This is a genomic window from Rhizobium redzepovicii (assembly GCF_019793435.1).
GTDB lineage: Bacteria > Pseudomonadota > Alphaproteobacteria > Rhizobiales > Rhizobiaceae > Rhizobium > Rhizobium redzepovicii.
In genome coordinates, this window is the sequence record NZ_JAILYH010000017.1 from 148,987 (window position 1) to 165,444 (window position 16,458).

Sequence of the window (16,458 nt, forward strand, 5' to 3'; positions counted from 1 at the left end):
TTACCGCGAGCGGTTTCGCCTTAGCCGGGAGCTTTGGGGCGCGCGCTTCGGCGGTGCCATCGAGAAGACGGCCTCATAGAGGCGGGCCAGCAGACCCTTGCGGTCGCCGCCGCTGTTCAGCGCTTCCCAGGTCCTCCGACAGCGCTGGTGGCGCTGTCGGATGGAGGCGTTTTCAGGCCGCCCTGGCTTTTTTTGCTTCGGCCTTGCGACGGACGTCTGGCGGCGTTGCTTCCAAGGCAAGGCTTTCGACGGCGGCGCCGAGCCCTATCGAAACCTGGTCCTGGCTGCCGAGACGGCGGATATTGACCGTGCGCTCCTCGGCTTCCTTCCTGCCGCAGACGATGATGACGGGCACCTTGGTGACCGAGTGTTCGCGGACCTTGTAGTTGATCTTCTCGTTGCGGAAATCGGTCTCGACGTTGAGACCGGCCTCGCGCAACGCCTCGGCCACTTCAAGCCCGTAAGCGTCGGCTTCCGAAGTGATTGTCGCGACCACCACCTGCAGTGGCGACACCCAGAGCGGCAGATGGCCGGCGAAGTTTTCGATCAGGATACCGAGGAAGCGTTCCATCGAGCCGCAGATGGCGCGATGGATCATCACCGGCTGCGTCTTTTCGGAGTTGCTGTCGATATAGAAGGCGCCGAAACGTTCCGGCAGATTGAAATCGACCTGCGTCGTTCCGCACTGCCATTCGCGGCCGATCGCATCCTTCAGTGTATATTCGAACTTCGGCCCGTAGAAGGCACCCTCGCCCGGCAGGATGCCAGTCTTGATGCGGCCCTCGGACTGAGCCTCGATCGTATTCAGCACGTCGGTCATGACGGCTTCCGCCCGATCCCAGAGGGCGTCGGAACCGACGCGCTTTTCCGGCCGGGTGGAAAGCTTGACGACGATTTCCTTAAAGCCGAAGTCCTCATAGACAGACAGGATGAGATCGTTGATCTTCAGGCATTCGGCAGCCATCTGCTCGTCCGTGCAGAAAATGTGCGCGTCGTCCTGCGTGAAGCCGCGCACGCGCATCAGCCCGTGCAACGCGCCCGAAGGCTCGTAGCGATGCACCAGCCCGAATTCGGCGAGGCGGATCGGCAGTTCGCGATAGGACTTCAGCCCATGTTTGAAGATCTGCACGTGGCCGGGGCAATTCATCGGCTTCAGTGCAAAGACGCGATTATCCGCTTCCTTGTCTTCCGGATGCGTCATCGCATGCGCCGATTTCACGGCGAACATGTTTTCCTGATACCAGCCCCAGTGACCCGAAGTTTCCCAAAGCGCGGTATCGAGCACCTGCGGCGCGTTGACTTCTTCGTAATCGACCGCGAGCCGGCGACGCATGTAGGAGACGAGCGACTGGAAGATTCGCCAACCCTTGCCATGCCAGAAGACGACGCCCGGGCCTTCTTCCTGGAAGTGAAACAGGTCCATCTCGCGGCCGAGCTTGCGGTGGTCACGCTTTTCGGCTTCCGCCAGCATGTGCAGATAGTTGTCGAGATCGGCCTGGTCGGCCCATGCCGTCCCGTAGATGCGTGACAACATGGCGTTGTTGCTGTCGCCGCGCCAATAGGCGCCGGCAACCTTCATCAGCTTGAAGGCCGTGCCGACCTGGCCGGTGGAGGCCATGTGCGGACCGCGGCAAAGATCGAACCAATCGCCCTGATTGTAGATCTTCAGATCCTGCCCTTCAGGGATCGCGTCGACGAGCTCTACCTTGTAGTTTTCGCCCTTGGCCGTAAAGACGTCCTTGGCCTTTTCGCGCGACCAGATCTGCTTGGTGAAGGGCGCGTTGCGGGCAATGATCTCCTTCATCTTCTTTTCGATCTTCGGCAGATCGTCGGGCGTGAAGGGTTCGTTCTTGGCGAAGTCGTAATAGAAGCCGTTTTCGATGACCGGGCCGATCGTCACCTGCGTGCCGGGCCAGAGCTCCTGCACCGCTTCGGCCATGACGTGCGCGGCATCATGCCGGATAAGCTCCAGCGCACGGCCGTCCTTGCGGGTGATGATCTCGATCTTGCCGTCGGTGACGGTATCGGAAAGGTCTTGCACGGTGCCGTCGAGTGCAATGGCGACCGCGCTCTTGGCGAGCGACTTGGAAATGGATTCGGCGACATCCCTGCCGGTCGCGCCAGCCGGGAAGCTGCGCACGGAACCATCGGGAAATGTCAGGGAAATGTTTTCAGACATCGAAATTCTCCTTGTCCAGTCCCGCCAACGAATGCGGGTGGTTGAAACGGAGCGCCTCCGCTCTTTGGAAGCGCTGCCGCCTGATACTCAGATTTGCCTTGGGAGTAAAGAAGCAGCAGGCCTACATGATCATTTGGGCGAGGCCGCAAACCGTGTTCCAGTTGCGCATCGTGCCGATGCCTATCCGCTTGGTCGTCAGCGCCGAAAGCAGCTTGGACTGGCTCGGCTTGCCGGCGAAATCGATCCAGAGATCGCCGCCGACGACGGCAATGCGCTGTCCCTCCGTCATCAGCGCTCTCAGCGCCTCCACCTTCTCCGGATCGACCGGCAGGCGCATCACCCGGACGATGACCTGGTCGCCGTTGCCGTCCCTGAAGGGATTGGTGCCGCAAAGCGCCATCCAGGTGCAGTCGCTGCGCACGATGATATCGACATGTTTGCCGAATTTCTCTTCGAACCCCTCTTCCAGCGCGACCTCGAGTTCGTGCGGCCTGACATCGTCGGCCTCGAAGACGAGATTACCCGTGGAAACCAGCGTGCGCGGTTCGCGATAGCCAAGATCTTTGGCGAGCGCGCGCAGATCTTCCATGATGACGCGCCGGTCGGGCGTCAGGACAATGCTGTGCAGGAGGGCAATGAAGGTGCTCATGCTCATCCTCTCTTGCGCCCGAGGGAGAAATAGCGCCACGGCATCCACCAGCGGAAGTCGTCGCCGAGTATCTCCGGCACCTGGTCGAGGCCGCTGGTGCCGCCTGGGCCGCAGCGGCCGACGCGAAACAGCGTCATCCAGCCGCCGGCCCACAATCCGTGGCGGGCGATCGACTCGTAGCCATATTCGGAGCAGGTCGGGATATGGCGGCAGGAATTGCCGACAAAGCCGGAAAACGTCAACTGGTAAAGGCGGATGAACCCCATGCCGAGCAGGCGGTCGGGAGTCTTGCGGAACGGACCGGTATAATTGCGCGAAGCGCGTGCGATCTTTTCACGCGGCTTCTCGGGTCCGGCGGCACCACGGTCCTCCTCATCGCTGGCCTGCAGGGCGCAGAACTCGCACATCCAGTTACGCCTCGACAACCTCAGCCCGTTTCGCCTCGATCTGGCCGATCGCATCGACGACGGCATCGAAGGTCAGCATCGTCGAGGCATGGCGGGCCTTGTAGTCCCGCACCGGCAGCAGATAGCGCATGTCTTCGAACCGTCCATCGGGCCCTGCTCCATCCGCCTTCAACATGGCGAGCATATCCTGCCGAGCCTGGCGCAATTCACCCGATGTGGCGCCGACGACATGCCGCGCCATGATCGAGGACGAGGCCTGGCCAAGCGCGCAGGCCTTCACGTCATGGGCAAAACCGGTGACGGTGTCGCCATCCATCTTCAGCCAGATCCGCACCTTCGAGCCGCAAAGCTTCGAATAGGCCTGGGCGCTCGCATCGGCATCCGCCAAGGTGCCGGTCAACGGAATATTGCCGGCGAATTCGAGGATCTTGCTGTTGTAGATATCGTCCATGTTGGATTTCCGCTCCAAAATCGCTGCGGATCGGCCTCAATAAGGGCGGTTATTGTTGTTGAAACAAAAAACACACCGTGTCATCTGAGGATACTTACATACGATGGCCGTCTTCCTATATGTATGTCGTTCGAAGGCCATTAAAATGCAATGGCCTCGTGTAAGTTTGATTGGGAAACCGTGCCGGAGGGGTGTTGAATTCGCCTCGAAAGCCCCGGAGCCTGCCAAAGGTGCATGAATTCCCGCATGGGATTGACCAGTGGCGATTCCGACAGATCGGTCCGCGGTGCGGACCAGGAGACCATTGTTCATGGACGCCATCGTAAAGAACTTTCCGCAGACGAACCGCGACTCTGATCGCCCCTCCCAGCAGGAGGCGGAGGAAGCCGTTCGTGTCCTGCTGCGCTGGGCCGGTGAGAACCCGACGCGCGAAGGCCTGATCGAAACGCCGGCGCGTGTCGTCAAATCCTACCGCGAGCTTTTTTCCGGCTACGACATGGCGCCGGAAGACGTGCTCGGCCGCACCTTCGAAGAAGTCGCCGGCTACGACGATATGGTCCTCGTCAAGGACATTCCTTTCTTCTCGCATTGCGAACACCACATGGTGCCGATCATCGGCAAGGCTCACGTCGCCTACATGCCGGACGGTCGTGTGCTCGGCCTGTCGAAGATTGCCCGTGTCGTCGAGATCTATGGCCGCCGTCTGCAGACCCAGGAAACAATGACGGCGCAGATTGCCCGGGCGATCGACGATACGCTTAACCCGCGCGGTGTCGCGGTGATGATCGAGGCCGAACATATGTGCATGGCGATGCGCGGCGTTCAGAAGCAGGGCTCGACCACGTTGACGACCACCTTTACCGGAACGTTCAAGACCGAGCCGGCCGATCAGGCCCGTTTCATGACCATGGTGCGGAGCCGCTGAGACCGGCTCCCTCAGGAGGGCCGCGATGAGCCAATTGATCTTCAGTCAACCATCCGAGGACAAGTCGGCGCTGGAAGACGCCGGCGATTTCACGCCGCGTTTCGACGACCGTGGCTTGATCACCGCGATCGTCACCGACGCAGGCGACGGCGAGCTGCTGATGGTGGCGCACATGAACGCCCATGCGCTGGCGCTGACCATCCAGACCGGCACAGCCCATTATTTCAGCCGTTCGCGCGGCAAGATCTGGAAGAAGGGCGAGACCTCGGGCAATCTCCAGACGGTGAAGGAAATTCGCACCGATTGCGATCAGGACGCCATATGGCTGAAGGTCGAGGTCGCCGGCCATGACGCCACCTGTCACACCGGCCGCCGCTCCTGCTTCTATCGGACGATCACGCTTCGGGATGGAAAGCCGATGCTTGATATCGTCGACGACGAGCGTCATTTCGATCCGCAGGACGTTTACGGAAAATAGGCCGGGAAGATGGAGCCGGAATTTCCCGGGATCTGCTCCTTATTGCGCCAGAAATCGCCGCTATATACCATTTGGAAACTGATCGGGCACACTATCGGAAACCATGTGTTCTGCTGGGAGGGGAGAGCGCCATGCTGAGCTGGAATTTGCATCGTCAAAGCTCTGAAGGCGAGGGTTCCGGTTCTGGCATGTCGACCACACTCGAGACGATCCCGCCTCCCGCACCCGTCAAGAGAATCAAGATCGCGCTGGCGCTCGGCGGTGGAGCGGCCCGCGGCTGGGCCCATATCGGCGTGCTGCGCGCCCTCGACGAGGCAAAAATCGAGATCGGCATGATTGCCGGCACCTCGATCGGTGCGCTGGTCGGCGGCTGCTATCTCGCCGGCAAACTCGATGAACTCGAAAGTTTCGCCCGCTCGCTGACGATGCGCCGGATCGCCAGTCTCCTCGATCTCACCATCGGCGGCAGCGGCCTGTTCGGCGGCATGCGGCTGACAAAGCGCATGCAGGAACATCTCGAAGGCCTGAACGTCGAGGATCTCGACCGGCCCTTCGTCGCCGTCGCCGCCGAGGTCAATACCGGCCATGAAGTCTGGATCGCCAATGGTTCGCTGATCACGGCGCTGCGCGCCTCCTATGCCCTGCCCGGGATTTTCGAGCCGGTGCGCAGCAATCACCGCACGCTGGTCGACGGCGCATTGGTCAACCCCGTCCCCGTCTCCGTCTGTCGCGCCTACGAGCAGCCGTTGGTCGTCGCCGTCAATCTCAATTACGATCTCTATGGCCGCTCGGCCGTCGTCCGGCACAATGCCAGCCTCTCGCCGCAGGAGGTGCAGAAGCAGGAAGAGGCGCCTTATGCCCGTCTCGGCATGACCGGCGTCATGGTGCAGGCTTTCAATATCATCCAGGACAGGATCGCCCGCGCCCGCCTGGCCGGCGACCCGCCGGATATTTCGCTGCAGCCGCGCCTAAGCTATATCGGCCTTTCCGAATTCCACCGCGCCGGCGAAGCGATCGAACGCGGCTACGAGGAAGCCAGAGCCAGGCTCCCCGAAATCAAGCGCATGCAGGAAGTCTACGCCAGCTCCCCCTGATCGGCATCATCCGCAAGCCCGTAGCCGTTTCGCGGCGACGGCATCCCTCGAACGAGGACGAAAACCTCAGCCGGCGATATAGGCCTTGATCTCCTCGGCCTCGCGCTCGACTTCGGCGATGCGCGATTTCACCACGTCGCCGATCGAGATGATGCCGGCAAGCTTACCGTTGCTTTCCACCGGCACGTGGCGGAAACGGCGGCTGGTCATCAGTTCCATCAGTTCGTTGACGGTCGTCTCCTCGTGGCAGCGGTAGACCTTCGCGGTCATCACCTGACCCAGCGGCTGGTCGAGGCCGTCCTTGCCGTGTTTAGCGATCGCATGCACGAGGTCGCGCTCGGTGAACATGCCGGAAATCCGGTTCTCCATACCGACGACGACGATGGCGCCGATCTTCTTCTTGCTGAGGATGACGGCCGCCTCTGCGACGGTCGTGTTCGGCCCGGCGGTGACGACGTCCCTGCCCTTCAGGTCGAGGATTGCTTTGACTGACATTCGAACCTCCTATGTCCGTGAAACACTTGTCACAGGCACCCGCGGCGGTTTCTCCCCCCAGCGCGGATAGGACAATCGTGCACCGCCCGGCTCAGGATTGCAACAGATCCTTCTCCGTTCCGGCAGGTTCTGCAATAGGCGGGCGCGATATCCGATCGAACAACGAAAACAGCAGGAAACCGAAGACGAAACCGCCGATATGCGCGTCCCAGGCAATGGGCTGGTCGCTGTCGCCGACAAGCGGGATGCCGACGGCGATCAGGGCGTTGCCGACCAGCCAGAGCAGCATGAAGATGACGACGGTGCGGCTCTGCAGCGCCTCGGCGATGGACAGCCGGGCATTGAGATGCGCAGGCAGCATCGGCCGCCGTTCGGCGGGAAAGGCGAATCGGCAGGCAGCCCCCATCAGCCCGGAGATGACGCCCGACGCGCCGATCAAAAGCGTCACATCCCCCCAGTTCAACACTGCGTGCAGGGCGGCGGAGGCGGCGGCTGAAAAGAGCCAGAAAAGCACGAATCGCAGCGTCCCGATGCGGCGCGCGACCGGCGCGCCGAAGGCCATCAACCAGAAGCCGTTGAAGACGATATGCTGGACGCTGCCATGCAGCAGTGAATAGGTAACCGGCGTCCAGAACAGCTCCGGCCCCTGCTGCGACAGCGGAATCACATAGCGGGCGGGCACGAAGCCGAAGGTGAAGAACAGCCAGCTCAGCGCATCATCGGAGAGCACGAGCTCTTGCGCCGCATAGATGACGACAATCAGGCAAAGGCTGAAGAACAGCGCCGGTGGAAGGTTGAAGACCGGCACGCGCGGCCGCTTTGCCGGCGGCTGGACCTCGGGAGGTTCGGGCGCCTTATGGGGCTCGGCCGTCTGCTCATTCATTTCAGTATCGCCTCGTTGAGGCCTCAGCCATACAGGAGCACCTGTCAAAAAAAAAGCCGTCCGAAGTGCCGGACGGCATACCGGTGTCCAAGGAAAGACCTCGGCCCGGGCAGGTTGTGCTGAACTTCGAAAGTCGAAGCGATGGCCGGACAGTGCCACGGCAGGCACCGCACCTCAACCGAAACCCTTTCTTAACCTTAACCGCCGCGAGTTGGCATGAAATCCGCAAGGTTGAGCCTGTAGGGGCAATGAGTGCCCGAAAATGACCCGGAATGGGACAGGTTGGTGAAAAATGCGTGTGCAAACGACCATCGAAATTTTTGACTACTGGAACCGTATCCGCGGCGCAGCCGATGCGCCGCTGAAAGCGCAGATCGAACCCTCCGCTGTCCCGCATCTGCTCCAGAGCCTGTTCATTCTCGAGACCCGCGAGGAAGGCGATATCGGCTTCCGGCTCGCCGGCACCCGCATCTGCGATCTGTTCGGGCGGGATCTGCGCGGCGCACGCTTCTCCTCACTCTGGGCAAACGGCCAGCACGCCGACATCGAACGCACCGCGATGGGCGTCATGGACCATGTCCTGCCGGCCCTGTTCAACGCCACCGGCTACAGCACCGTCGGCCATCAGGCCTCCTTCGAGATCATCATGATGCCGCTGCGCTCGCCGGGCGGCGCCTGCGACCGGCTGCTCGGCGCAATCGCACCCACGGCGGCTGCGAGCTGGCTGGAGATCGTGCCGCTCGAATTCCTGGCTCTCGACCGCAGCCGTCTTCTGCCCGGCAAATTCGGCAACGCTGAAGCCGCCGAGCTGCGCCCCATCAACGAAATCGTCGCCGCCAAAAGCGCCGGTTTCGGGCAGGTCATGCGCCGCATGGTGTCGCAGCTGCTGACGAGTGCGGAGGCGCGCTGACAGTCCCGTTTCGGGACATCGGTCATACTCGTTTTCGGCTATATGAGAATGAGGCAAAACAACCTTCTGTTAATGGATTGCGGGTAATGATCGGTCTCTCAGATTTCATAAAGAAGCCTTTTGATGCACTCGTTCCAGCCAGCTCAGACGCAAAGACCTGCGCCGCGCCCTGAACAGGGCGTTTTTCAGCGTGTGCCCATCAATATGCAGGGCCGGCTGATGCTTGCCAGTTACGAGGAGTTCGAATGCATGGTGATCGACATGTCGCCTGGCGACATGTATGTCACCTGCCTTGGCCGGCCACGCGCCAACGAACGTGTCGTCGCCTATATCGACCATCTCGGCCGCGTCGAAGGTTATGTCCAGACGCTCGACGGCCGCGGCTTCACCATGTCGATCAACGCCACCGAGCGGAAGCGGGAGAAGCTCGCCGCCCAGCTTACCTGGCTTGCCAACAAACATGAGCTCGGTCTGCCGGAAGATCGTCGCCATGACCGTCTGACGCCACGCGATACGAATACCGAACTAACCCTCGAGGACGGCACCCGTTATACCTGCCGTATCATGGACCTTTCGCTGTCGGGCGCTGCCGTTGACGTTGAGATGCGCCCCTCGATCGGAACTGCGGTGCGGCTCGGCAACATGCGCGGCCGCGTCGTCCGCCATTTCGTCGAAGGTGTGGCGATCGAATTCCTGTCGATCCAGTCCCGCGAGACGCTGCGCGAATTCCTCTGAGACACCGTTGATTACGTGACGGTGCCGCCGATGCGCTTGCCGGGCGCGCACCCGGTCAGGTCCTGTTGACAAGCCTGGGTTTCACGGCAAGAGATCTGCCAGCGGCAATAAAATCGGGCTTCGGAAAGCAGGAGCGAAATCCTGTCGCAAGTCGTTCCTACCATTCAGCCATAGATATTATGAGTGGAACAACCTTCGACAGGCACAACGATGTCGGCTCTCTATCCGGAAATCGAACCCTATGATCATGGCCTGCTCGACACGGGCGACGGCAACCTGATCTATTGGGAGGCCTGCGGCAATCCGGCTGGCCGGCCGGCGCTGGTGCTGCACGGCGGGCCGGGCTCCGGCTGCTCGACGACGGCGCGGCGCCATTTCGATCCCGACGCCTATCGAATCATTCTGTTCGATCAGCGCAATTGCGGCCGCAGCCTGCCGAGCGCTGCCGATCGCAAAACCGACCTCTCCCTCAATACCACCTGGCATCTTGTCGGCGATATCGAGCGGCTGCGGCTGTTCTTCGGCATCGACGCCTGGCTCGTTTTCGGCAATTCCTGGGGCTCGACACTGTCGCTCGCCTATGCCGAGACCCATCCGCAGCGCGTCGTAGCGATCGTCATATCAGGCGTAACCACCACAAGGCGCTCGGAAATCGACTGGCTCTGTCGCGGCATGGCGCCGCTCTTTCCGGAGGAATGGCACCGTTTCCGCCAGGCGGCTTCTGCGGACAGCCAGGAGCGAGATGAGGACATAGTTGCCGCCTATCATCGCCTTCTCAACCATTCCGACTCCGAGACGCGCCTGAAAGCGGCCCGCGACTGGCATGACTGGGAGGCGGCCTCCATCCTGCTCGCCGATCCTCAAGGACTGCCACGCCGCTGGGCCGATCCGGCCTATCTGCTGACGCGCGCCCGCATCATCACTCACTATTTCGTCAACGGCGCCTGGCTGGAGGACGGCCAGCTTTTGAACAACGCCGGGCGGCTGACAGGCATTCCAGCGATCTTGCTACAGGGACGGCTCGATATCGAGGCGCCGCTGGTGACCGCCTGGGAACTGGCCCGCGCCTGGCCGCAAAGCGAGCTGCAACTCCTTCCGCATGCTGCCCATTCCATCGCAAATCCCGATATGAGCGCCGCGATCGTCGCCGCTACCGATCGATTTCGCGATTTCCAGCAAAAATAATTTTGCCGCCGAAAACTGAAATCCGATCGATCATTCGCTTTCGGGCGGGCCGAATCGCCCGATCCCGGCTGCATTGCCAACCTACTGCGCAACGCCCAACCGCCGCCGGCCGTTATCCGGCTCAATGAAAATCCTTAACGGCCAGACGGTAATTCAAGCTTTTCCCACGCGAAAGCCTTGTTGCGGGAATTACAATTTTAATCGATTTCGAGACAAATGCGCGTCGAATTTTACGCGCATTCGAGATTGTTTTTAGCCAGATTTTATCGGCATTTGAATCAACTAAGCCTCTAATTCTATTACGCAATTTTCCGTGAGATAAAAACGTCCGTGTCATTGTCGCCTCAACTTACGGGGAGACGGCAATGACAACTGCAAACATCTGGAAAGGCGGCCTTCTGGCCGGTGCCCTCATGCTGGCGATGGCGGGTTCGGGACAAGCGATGTCCGCCAGCATGGCCCTGGCGGGCAACGCCAGCCCGCCGATCGGGCACTATGAATTCTGCAAGGCGAATCCGACGGAATGTTCCTTTGCCGGCGGCGATGCCGGGCCGGCCATCCTCACCGAGGATCGCTGGAAGGAAATCCTCAAGGTCAATTACACCGTCAATTCGACGATCCAGCCGGAGACGGATGAACAGATTTACGGCGTCGAAGAACGCTGGGCTTACCCGACAACGGTCGGCGACTGTGAGGATTATGCCCTGCTGAAGCGCAAGATGCTGATCGAAGATGGCTTCTCGCCATCCGACACGCTGATCACCGTCGTGCTGCAGCCCAACGGCGAAGGCCATGCCGTGCTGACGGTCCGCACCGATCACGGCGATTTCATCCTCGACAACATGCGCAACAAGGTGCTGCTGTGGTCGGATACCGAATATACCTATCTGAAGCGCCAGTCCGCCGACAATCCGGCCCGCTGGTCGAAGCTCCAGGACGGCCGCGCTGTTGCGGTTGGTAGCGTCAAGTAAGAACAGCCTGCGGCCCGGTCAGTCCCCGCATCCCGTCCCCGACCGGCGCCCAAGAGCCGTTCCCGCTGTCCCGGGAACGGCTCGCTCTTTTTCGGGACAGGCTTTCATTCCAGTGCGACCCACATCCCTGATATCTTAGCGAATTATTAACCGTACCGGTCTGATCATGCCGATCAGATTCATCATCGGCACCGGCGGCTCATGTTCCTCCTGCGGCGGACCGAAACACGAAGCACCGCCATGAGCCACGCCGCGCACAGCGCACCCGACGAGCAGCCGCTTTTTTCCATGGGTTTTCTCCTCCGCACGATGGCGGTGATCGCCATTCTTGCGGTTCTGACCGTCGCCATCAGCGTCGGCGGCCGTTGGTTCGGCCGGCATATCTCGCTTGCCGGCAACACCGACAGCACGGCCGATATCACGCTGGCCATCGGCCGCGACACCGTGAAATTCCCCGAGAATGTGATCCGCTTCCCGAGTCAAAGGCATGACGGTGCGGTCGAGCGTGTCGATCTCTACCTCGCCTGGCCTGAGATGCAGGGCTACGGCAAGGAAAACCGCATTCGATTCGACGATATCGGCCAATCCTCCGGCCTGATCTTTCTGCAACTGACCCAGAGCACCATGTCGCGAGACATGTCCGGGCGGCTGGAGCCGATCTACTCGCACCTGCTCGAAGGATTGGCCGAGCCCTTCCGCGACGGCCTGACGCTGCACCGTCTTCGCGCCGACGCGGGTTACGGCGACGAGGTGCTGCTGACGGCGCCCGCCAAGAACGGGCTGGATTACGTCGTGCGCTGCATACTGCCTTCATCCCCGGATAAGGCGGCGAGCGGTGATTGTCAGCGCGATATCAAAGTCGGCAGGGATCTCAGCGTTCTCTACCGCTTCTCAAGCAGCCATTTGAATGACTGGGAACATATTGATGCCGCTATCCGCACCTTTGTGGAAGCGCGCCTTATGAACCGTTCCGCGACAAGTCCCTAAAATGCTCCCCGGACAGCGAAATAAACGATTCATCATAAACGGATTGGTAACGCCCAATCGGTAAATTCTAAAGACGGGCTGTACTACGGGAGGCGTGCCGTCCCGACGCCGAAATCCGAATGCCAAATATCTGAAATGCAAGCGAAGAGTGGAATAGTGTCAAGGTCAGTCTCCTCCGTATCATCGTCCCGATCCGGCAGCTTTTTTGCAAAGCTCATGGCGATCCTTTCGGTGGCCCTCACGGTCGTCCTGGTCGATTCGGTCAGTGCCGAAGCAGAAGCGGCGAATTCGAAATATGCGGGCATCGTCGTCGACGCCAAGACCGGCAACGTTCTCTACAGTGAGAATGCCGACCGGCTGCAATATCCCGCTTCCCTCACCAAGATGATGACCATCTACATGACCTTCGAGGCACTGGAGCAAGGCCGCATCCGTCTCGATACGCCGGTTCCCTTCTCCGCCCACGCGGCATCTCAGGCGCCGACCAAGCTCGGCGTTCGCGCCGGCGGCACGATCACAGTCGAGCAGGGCATTCTCGGCCTCGTCACCCTGTCGGCTAATGATGCCGCAACCGCGCTCGGCGAAATGCTCGGCGGCGGCAGCGAGGATCGTTTCGCCCAGTTGATGACCGCCAAGGCGCATGCGCTCGGTATGACCCGCACCACCTATCGCAACGCCAACGGCCTGCCGAATACGGCGCAGATGACGACGGCGCGCGATCAGGCCCGTCTCGGCATCGCCCTTCGCCAGCATTTTCCGCAATATTACGGCTATTTCTCCACCCGCGCCTTCAAGTTCGGTACCCGCACGATCCGCAGCCACAATCGCCTCGTCGGTTCGGTGCGCGGCGTTGACGGCATCAAGACCGGATATACCCGCGCTGCCGGCTTCAATCTGGTGAGTTCCGTGCAGGTGGACGGCAAGTCGATCGTCGGCGTCGTGCTCGGCGGCGCCTCGACGCCTGCCCGCGATGCCCAGATGCGCAATCTGATCGCCACCTATCTGCCGAAGGCATCGAGCCGCGGCGGATCGTCGGCACTGATCGCTGAGGCGGCCCCTGCCCCGGCGATGATCGTGACGCCCGCTCCGGTCATGCCGCAGAAGGTCCAGCCGCAAGTGGCAAAGACGATTACCGCAGCACAACCGCCGATTTCGGCAGCCGCCGCCGATCTCAGTCTGCCGCATAAAGGCCCGCTGCCGGATGCCCGCTATCAGGTCGCCGAGACCGAAGTGGCCTATACCGAAACCGCTCAGCCGAAGTCCGACAATCCGCTGGTAGCCCAGCCGATGCCGGCGCCGACCAAGGTCAAGACCATGACCTTCAAGCAGCAGGCATCGCTCGCCGCGCCGAAGCCGGCACCCGCCTCCGCGCGGCCGGAACAGGCCGATACGGCGGTCGACAACGTCACCACCGCTTCGACCACCCCTGCCTCGGCCAGCGCCGCTTCAACCGATAATGGTCCGACCGGCTGGGTCGTGCAGGTCGGCGTCTCGCCGAGCCGGCAGATGGCCATGGATCTTCTGGAGAGCGCCAAGAGCAAGGGCGGCAAGGCACTGGCCTCGGCAAAGCCTTTCGCCGTCGCCTATGCCGCCGGCGGTGACCAGTTTTACCGCGCCCGCTTCGGCGGTTTCGACGACCAGCGCGATGCGGTCAATGCCTGCAAGGCCCTGAAGAAGGCCGGTATCAAGTGCTGGGCGGCTGCCCAATGAGCTATTCGATGCTGCCTGCGAGATGGCCGGCGGTATCGCTAACGGCCGGAATCGGTGTTTGCGTTTCCGGCCATCGTTCTTGAACTCGATCAGTATGGCGTACGGGGAAGACAATGGCGATCAATGAGAATGTTCCGGGAATGCCTTCAGACCGCCGCATGGCGGCCAAGGGGCGTTCATCGCTGCATCCGTTGCACGAGGCGGCGATGCGGCTGGCCGAGATCGGCCTGCAGCGACCCAAGGCGAAGTCTCCGAAGACCCGCGATCTCATCAATCTGCTGCTTTGCCACGGCGCCCGCGCCTGGCGTTATTCCCAGCCCGAAGCCCGCATCCATCTGCATGTGACCTCGCCTGATGGCAGCGCGCCGGTGCAACTGCGCCTGCGCTGAAGCTGGTGCCGCCGCCTGGACCCGACAGGCGTTTTCGGGCGGCAGGCATTAGAGCAGGCCAAGTTCTGTCAGCTCGCGGCGAAGGTCCGCGGGCATTTCGACGATACCGGTACCGAGGCTCGTCAGATCGCGCGGCACATCGTCTTCAGTGTAATAACGCCAGCCCTGGAAGGGACGCTTCGGCTGCGCAGCCGTCTCGATGACCTCCGGGCCGAGCATCAGCCGGCAGCGCGAGATGCCCTCGCCGTCGGTAAAGGTCTCGATGCCGAGCAGCTTCTGCCGCGCCTGCACCTGCCCCTTGATCACCCAGTAAAGCGAGCCGCCATCGAGCAGCTCCTCCATGCGTTTCGGTACCATGCGCGTCGTGTGCACCGAATGCGGCTCGAGCCCGGCGGCGATGGCGCGCAGCGACCGCTCCGCCACCCATTCGCGCAGATCGTCTATCGAGTCGGCGCCGACACAGAGTTTGATGAGATGCAATGCCATGCCGCCGTTGAAATCCTTTTGGCGGCAGGCGTCAAGCGAGAACCATCACGAGTCCACAAACTCAGCATTCGACGACATTGACGGCCAGGCCGCCCGTCGACGTTTCCTTGTATTTCTCGCTCATGTCATTGCCGGTCTGGCGCATCGTCTCGATACAGGCGTCGAGCGGCACGAAATGCTGGCCGTCGCCCTTGACCGCCAGCGATGCCGCAGTGACCGCCTTGACGGCGCCGAGCGCGTTGCGCTCGATACAGGGAACCTGCACCAGGCCCGCGACCGGATCGCAGGTCATGCCGAGATGATGTTCGAGCGCGATTTCGGCGGCGTTCTCGATCTGCTCCGGCGTGCCGCCCATGACGGCGGCAAGGCCGGCGGCCGCCATCGCCGCAGCCGAGCCGACCTCGCCCTGACAGCCAACCTCGGCGCCGGAGATCGAGGCATTGTGCTTGATGATGCCGCCGATGGCCGCGGCCGTCAGCAGATAATCGCGGATGCCGTTCTGATCCCAGTCCTCGTGGAAATGCTCGTAATAGCGGATCGTCGCCGGAATGACCCCGGCCGCTCCGTTGGTCGGCGCCGTGACGACGCGCCCGCCGGCGGCATTCTCCTCATTGACGGCCATCGCATAGACGCTCAGCCAGTCGTTGGCGAGCAGCGGGTTGACGCGGTTGCTCCGCCACTCCTCCTCCAGCTTGTCGTGGATCCGGCGGGCGCGGCGCTTGACGTTGAGGCCGCCCGGCATGATGCCCTCGACCTTGAGCCCGCGCTCGATACAGGAGCGCATAGCCTCCCAGATGCGGTCGAGACCCTGATCAAGCTCCTCCGGGCTGCGCTGGCTCTCCTCGTTCGCCCGCTTCATCTGGGCGATCGACAGCCCGGAGCGCTCGGCCATCTCGAGCATCTGCCTGGCGGTGGCGAAGGGATAGGGCACGCGTGTGCCACCTGCTGCATTCTTCTTCGCCCGCATCTGTTCCAGCTCGGTGTCGGTAACGACGAAACCGCCGCCGACCGAATAATAGATGCGCTTGACGAGCAGCCGGCCGTCCCGGTCAAAAGCGGAAAAGATCATGCCGTTCGCATGGCCGGGCAGCGGCTGTTTCTTGTCGAAGATCAGGTCGGTCTTTGGCTGGAACTGATAGCCGGGATGCCCCTCCGGCGTGATGCGGCCGGTGCGCTCCACCGTATCGACGATACCGTCCATCTTGTCGGGATTAACGCTGTCGGGCGCCTCGCCCATCAACCCGAGAATGACGGCCCTGCCCGTGCCGTGGCCGATGCCGGTATGGGCGAGCGACCCGTGCAGGCTGACCGTGATCGCCACGACCTGCGCGCCCGAGGACGGGCGCGGCCATTCGTTCGACAGGATCAGCGCGAGAAACCGGTTGGCGGCCGACATCGGACCCATCGTGTGCGAGCTCGACGGCCCGACACCGATCTTGAAGACATCGAATACCGAGAGAAACATGAATGTGCCTTCTGATTACGAGGATGCAAGCTTAAGCGACGCCGGTTTTCAATCCGCGC

At 61.7% G+C, this 16,458-nt stretch carries 18 protein-coding genes and 1 pseudogene; 10 read left to right on the forward strand and 9 right to left on the reverse strand.

Annotated elements, in window-relative coordinates; translation table 11 throughout:
• The 5 genes and pseudogenes from K6N12_RS34210 to K6N12_RS25440 all read right to left on the reverse strand — a co-directional run.
• Positions 1–132 (reverse strand): annotated as a pseudogene (locus K6N12_RS34210) (glycerol acyltransferase); the annotation flags it as partial.
• A 40-nt stretch (positions 133–172) separates the two neighbouring features.
• A complete protein-coding gene (gene thrS, locus K6N12_RS25425; protein WP_097628827.1) occupies positions 173–2,179 on the reverse strand; it encodes a threonine--tRNA ligase in 2,007 nt (668 codons plus the stop codon).
• Positions 2,180–2,300: 121 nt separating this feature from the next.
• Complete coding sequence (locus K6N12_RS25430; RefSeq protein ID WP_097628939.1) at positions 2,301–2,828, reverse strand: DUF1697 domain-containing protein; 528 nt, start codon at positions 2,826–2,828, stop codon at positions 2,301–2,303.
• Between the two features lie 2 nt (positions 2,829–2,830).
• Entirely contained in the window at positions 2,831–3,235 is a 405-nt protein-coding gene (yidD, locus tag K6N12_RS25435; RefSeq protein WP_097628826.1) for a membrane protein insertion efficiency factor YidD, read from the reverse strand.
• Positions 3,236–3,239: 4 nt separating this feature from the next.
• Positions 3,240–3,686 carry an iron-sulfur cluster assembly scaffold protein gene (locus K6N12_RS25440; RefSeq protein WP_097628825.1) on the reverse strand — a complete coding sequence of 149 codons (447 nt, stop codon included), beginning with the start codon at positions 3,684–3,686 and terminating at the stop codon, positions 3,240–3,242.
• A gap of 310 nt (positions 3,687–3,996) precedes the next feature.
• Between K6N12_RS25440 and folE the strand changes: the two genes are divergently transcribed.
• The 3 genes from folE to K6N12_RS25455 all read left to right on the forward strand — a co-directional run bounded on the left by folE (position 3,997) and on the right by K6N12_RS25455 (position 6,183).
• Positions 3,997–4,611: a GTP cyclohydrolase I FolE gene (folE, locus tag K6N12_RS25445; protein ID WP_003572990.1), complete on the forward strand. Its 615-nt coding sequence runs from the start codon at positions 3,997–3,999 to the stop codon at positions 4,609–4,611.
• A 25-nt stretch (positions 4,612–4,636) separates the two neighbouring features.
• Positions 4,637–5,089 (forward strand): phosphoribosyl-AMP cyclohydrolase, encoded by a 453-nt coding sequence (gene hisI / locus K6N12_RS25450; protein ID WP_003586336.1) that lies wholly within the window; start codon positions 4,637–4,639, stop codon positions 5,087–5,089.
• Between the two features lie 131 nt (positions 5,090–5,220).
• Positions 5,221–6,183: a patatin-like phospholipase family protein gene (locus tag K6N12_RS25455; RefSeq protein ID WP_012557750.1), complete on the forward strand. Its 963-nt coding sequence runs from the start codon at positions 5,221–5,223 to the stop codon at positions 6,181–6,183.
• A gap of 66 nt (positions 6,184–6,249) precedes the next feature.
• On the opposite strand, the gene K6N12_RS25460 is transcribed toward K6N12_RS25455, so the two are convergent.
• A complete protein-coding gene (locus K6N12_RS25460; protein WP_007629157.1) occupies positions 6,250–6,678 on the reverse strand; it encodes a CBS domain-containing protein in 429 nt (142 codons plus the stop codon).
• Between the two features lie 91 nt (positions 6,679–6,769).
• Positions 6,770–7,561, reverse strand: coding sequence for a rhomboid family intramembrane serine protease (locus K6N12_RS25465; protein ID WP_097628824.1), 792 nt, complete (start codon positions 7,559–7,561; stop codon positions 6,770–6,772).
• Positions 7,562–7,853: 292 nt separating this feature from the next.
• Here K6N12_RS25465 and K6N12_RS25470 point away from each other — a divergent pair, with 292 nt between their 5' ends.
• The 7 genes from K6N12_RS25470 to K6N12_RS25500 all read left to right on the forward strand — a co-directional run bounded on the left by K6N12_RS25470 (position 7,854) and on the right by K6N12_RS25500 (position 14,448).
• Entirely contained in the window at positions 7,854–8,471 is a 618-nt protein-coding gene (locus tag K6N12_RS25470) for a PAS domain-containing protein (protein WP_097628823.1), read from the forward strand.
• A gap of 123 nt (positions 8,472–8,594) precedes the next feature.
• Complete coding sequence (locus K6N12_RS25475; RefSeq protein ID WP_097628822.1) at positions 8,595–9,206, forward strand: PilZ domain-containing protein; 612 nt, start codon at positions 8,595–8,597, stop codon at positions 9,204–9,206.
• Positions 9,207–9,416: 210 nt separating this feature from the next.
• Positions 9,417–10,391 (forward strand): prolyl aminopeptidase, encoded by a 975-nt coding sequence (gene pip / locus K6N12_RS25480; protein WP_097628821.1) that lies wholly within the window; start codon positions 9,417–9,419, stop codon positions 10,389–10,391.
• A gap of 365 nt (positions 10,392–10,756) precedes the next feature.
• A complete protein-coding gene (locus tag K6N12_RS25485; protein ID WP_097628820.1) occupies positions 10,757–11,362 on the forward strand; it encodes a transglutaminase-like cysteine peptidase in 606 nt (201 codons plus the stop codon).
• Positions 11,363–11,563: 201 nt separating this feature from the next.
• Complete coding sequence (locus K6N12_RS25490) at positions 11,564–12,349, forward strand: hypothetical protein (RefSeq protein ID WP_097628819.1); 786 nt, start codon at positions 11,564–11,566, stop codon at positions 12,347–12,349.
• Between the two features lie 135 nt (positions 12,350–12,484).
• On the forward strand, positions 12,485–14,059 hold the full coding sequence (locus K6N12_RS25495) for a D-alanyl-D-alanine carboxypeptidase (RefSeq protein ID WP_097628818.1): 1,575 nt from the start codon (positions 12,485–12,487) through the stop codon (positions 14,057–14,059).
• 113 nt (positions 14,060–14,172) lie between these two features.
• Positions 14,173–14,448, forward strand: coding sequence for a hypothetical protein (locus tag K6N12_RS25500; RefSeq protein WP_003586322.1), 276 nt, complete (start codon positions 14,173–14,175; stop codon positions 14,446–14,448).
• 48 nt (positions 14,449–14,496) lie between these two features.
• Here the strand turns inward: K6N12_RS25500 and K6N12_RS25505 are convergent, their stop codons facing one another.
• The gene (locus K6N12_RS25505) at positions 14,497–14,934 is read right to left on the reverse strand and encodes a DUF1489 family protein (RefSeq protein ID WP_097628817.1); all 438 of its coding nucleotides are present in this window, start codon (positions 14,932–14,934) and stop codon (positions 14,497–14,499) included.
• Positions 14,935–14,995: 61 nt separating this feature from the next.
• Complete coding sequence (locus tag K6N12_RS25510; protein ID WP_097628816.1) at positions 14,996–16,399, reverse strand: L-serine ammonia-lyase; 1,404 nt, start codon at positions 16,397–16,399, stop codon at positions 14,996–14,998.
• Between the last annotated feature and the right edge of the window lie 59 nt (positions 16,400–16,458).

Excerpts from the sequence above, each read along its gene's own strand:
- K6N12_RS25460 (WP_007629157.1), bottom strand. The coding sequence starts at position 6,678 with ATGTCAGTCAAAGCAATCCTCGACCTGAAGGGCAGGGACGTCGTCACC.
- pip (WP_097628821.1), top strand. The coding sequence starts at position 9,417 with ATGTCGGCTCTCTATCCGGAAATCGAACCCTATGATCATGGCCTGCTC.
- K6N12_RS25440 (WP_097628825.1), bottom strand. The coding sequence starts at position 3,686 with ATGGACGATATCTACAACAGCAAGATCCTCGAATTCGCCGGCAATATT.
- K6N12_RS25470 (WP_097628823.1), top strand. The coding sequence starts at position 7,854 with ATGCGTGTGCAAACGACCATCGAAATTTTTGACTACTGGAACCGTATC.
- K6N12_RS25500 (WP_003586322.1), top strand. The coding sequence starts at position 14,173 with ATGGCGATCAATGAGAATGTTCCGGGAATGCCTTCAGACCGCCGCATG.
- hisI (WP_003586336.1), top strand. The coding sequence starts at position 4,637 with ATGAGCCAATTGATCTTCAGTCAACCATCCGAGGACAAGTCGGCGCTG.
- folE (WP_003572990.1), top strand. The coding sequence starts at position 3,997 with ATGGACGCCATCGTAAAGAACTTTCCGCAGACGAACCGCGACTCTGAT.
- K6N12_RS25455 (WP_012557750.1), top strand. The coding sequence starts at position 5,221 with ATGCTGAGCTGGAATTTGCATCGTCAAAGCTCTGAAGGCGAGGGTTCC.
- K6N12_RS25430 (WP_097628939.1), bottom strand. The coding sequence starts at position 2,828 with ATGAGCACCTTCATTGCCCTCCTGCACAGCATTGTCCTGACGCCCGAC.
- K6N12_RS25505 (WP_097628817.1), bottom strand. The coding sequence starts at position 14,934 with ATGGCATTGCATCTCATCAAACTCTGTGTCGGCGCCGACTCGATAGAC.
- K6N12_RS25465 (WP_097628824.1), bottom strand. The coding sequence starts at position 7,561 with ATGAATGAGCAGACGGCCGAGCCCCATAAGGCGCCCGAACCTCCCGAG.
- K6N12_RS25510 (WP_097628816.1), bottom strand. The coding sequence starts at position 16,399 with ATGTTTCTCTCGGTATTCGATGTCTTCAAGATCGGTGTCGGGCCGTCG.
- K6N12_RS25495 (WP_097628818.1), top strand. The coding sequence starts at position 12,485 with ATGCAAGCGAAGAGTGGAATAGTGTCAAGGTCAGTCTCCTCCGTATCA.
- K6N12_RS25485 (WP_097628820.1), top strand. The coding sequence starts at position 10,757 with ATGACAACTGCAAACATCTGGAAAGGCGGCCTTCTGGCCGGTGCCCTC.
- K6N12_RS25475 (WP_097628822.1), top strand. The coding sequence starts at position 8,595 with ATGCACTCGTTCCAGCCAGCTCAGACGCAAAGACCTGCGCCGCGCCCT.
- thrS (WP_097628827.1), bottom strand. The coding sequence starts at position 2,179 with ATGTCTGAAAACATTTCCCTGACATTTCCCGATGGTTCCGTGCGCAGC.
- K6N12_RS25490 (WP_097628819.1), top strand. The coding sequence starts at position 11,564 with ATGTTCCTCCTGCGGCGGACCGAAACACGAAGCACCGCCATGAGCCAC.
- yidD (WP_097628826.1), bottom strand. The coding sequence starts at position 3,235 with ATGTGCGAGTTCTGCGCCCTGCAGGCCAGCGATGAGGAGGACCGTGGT.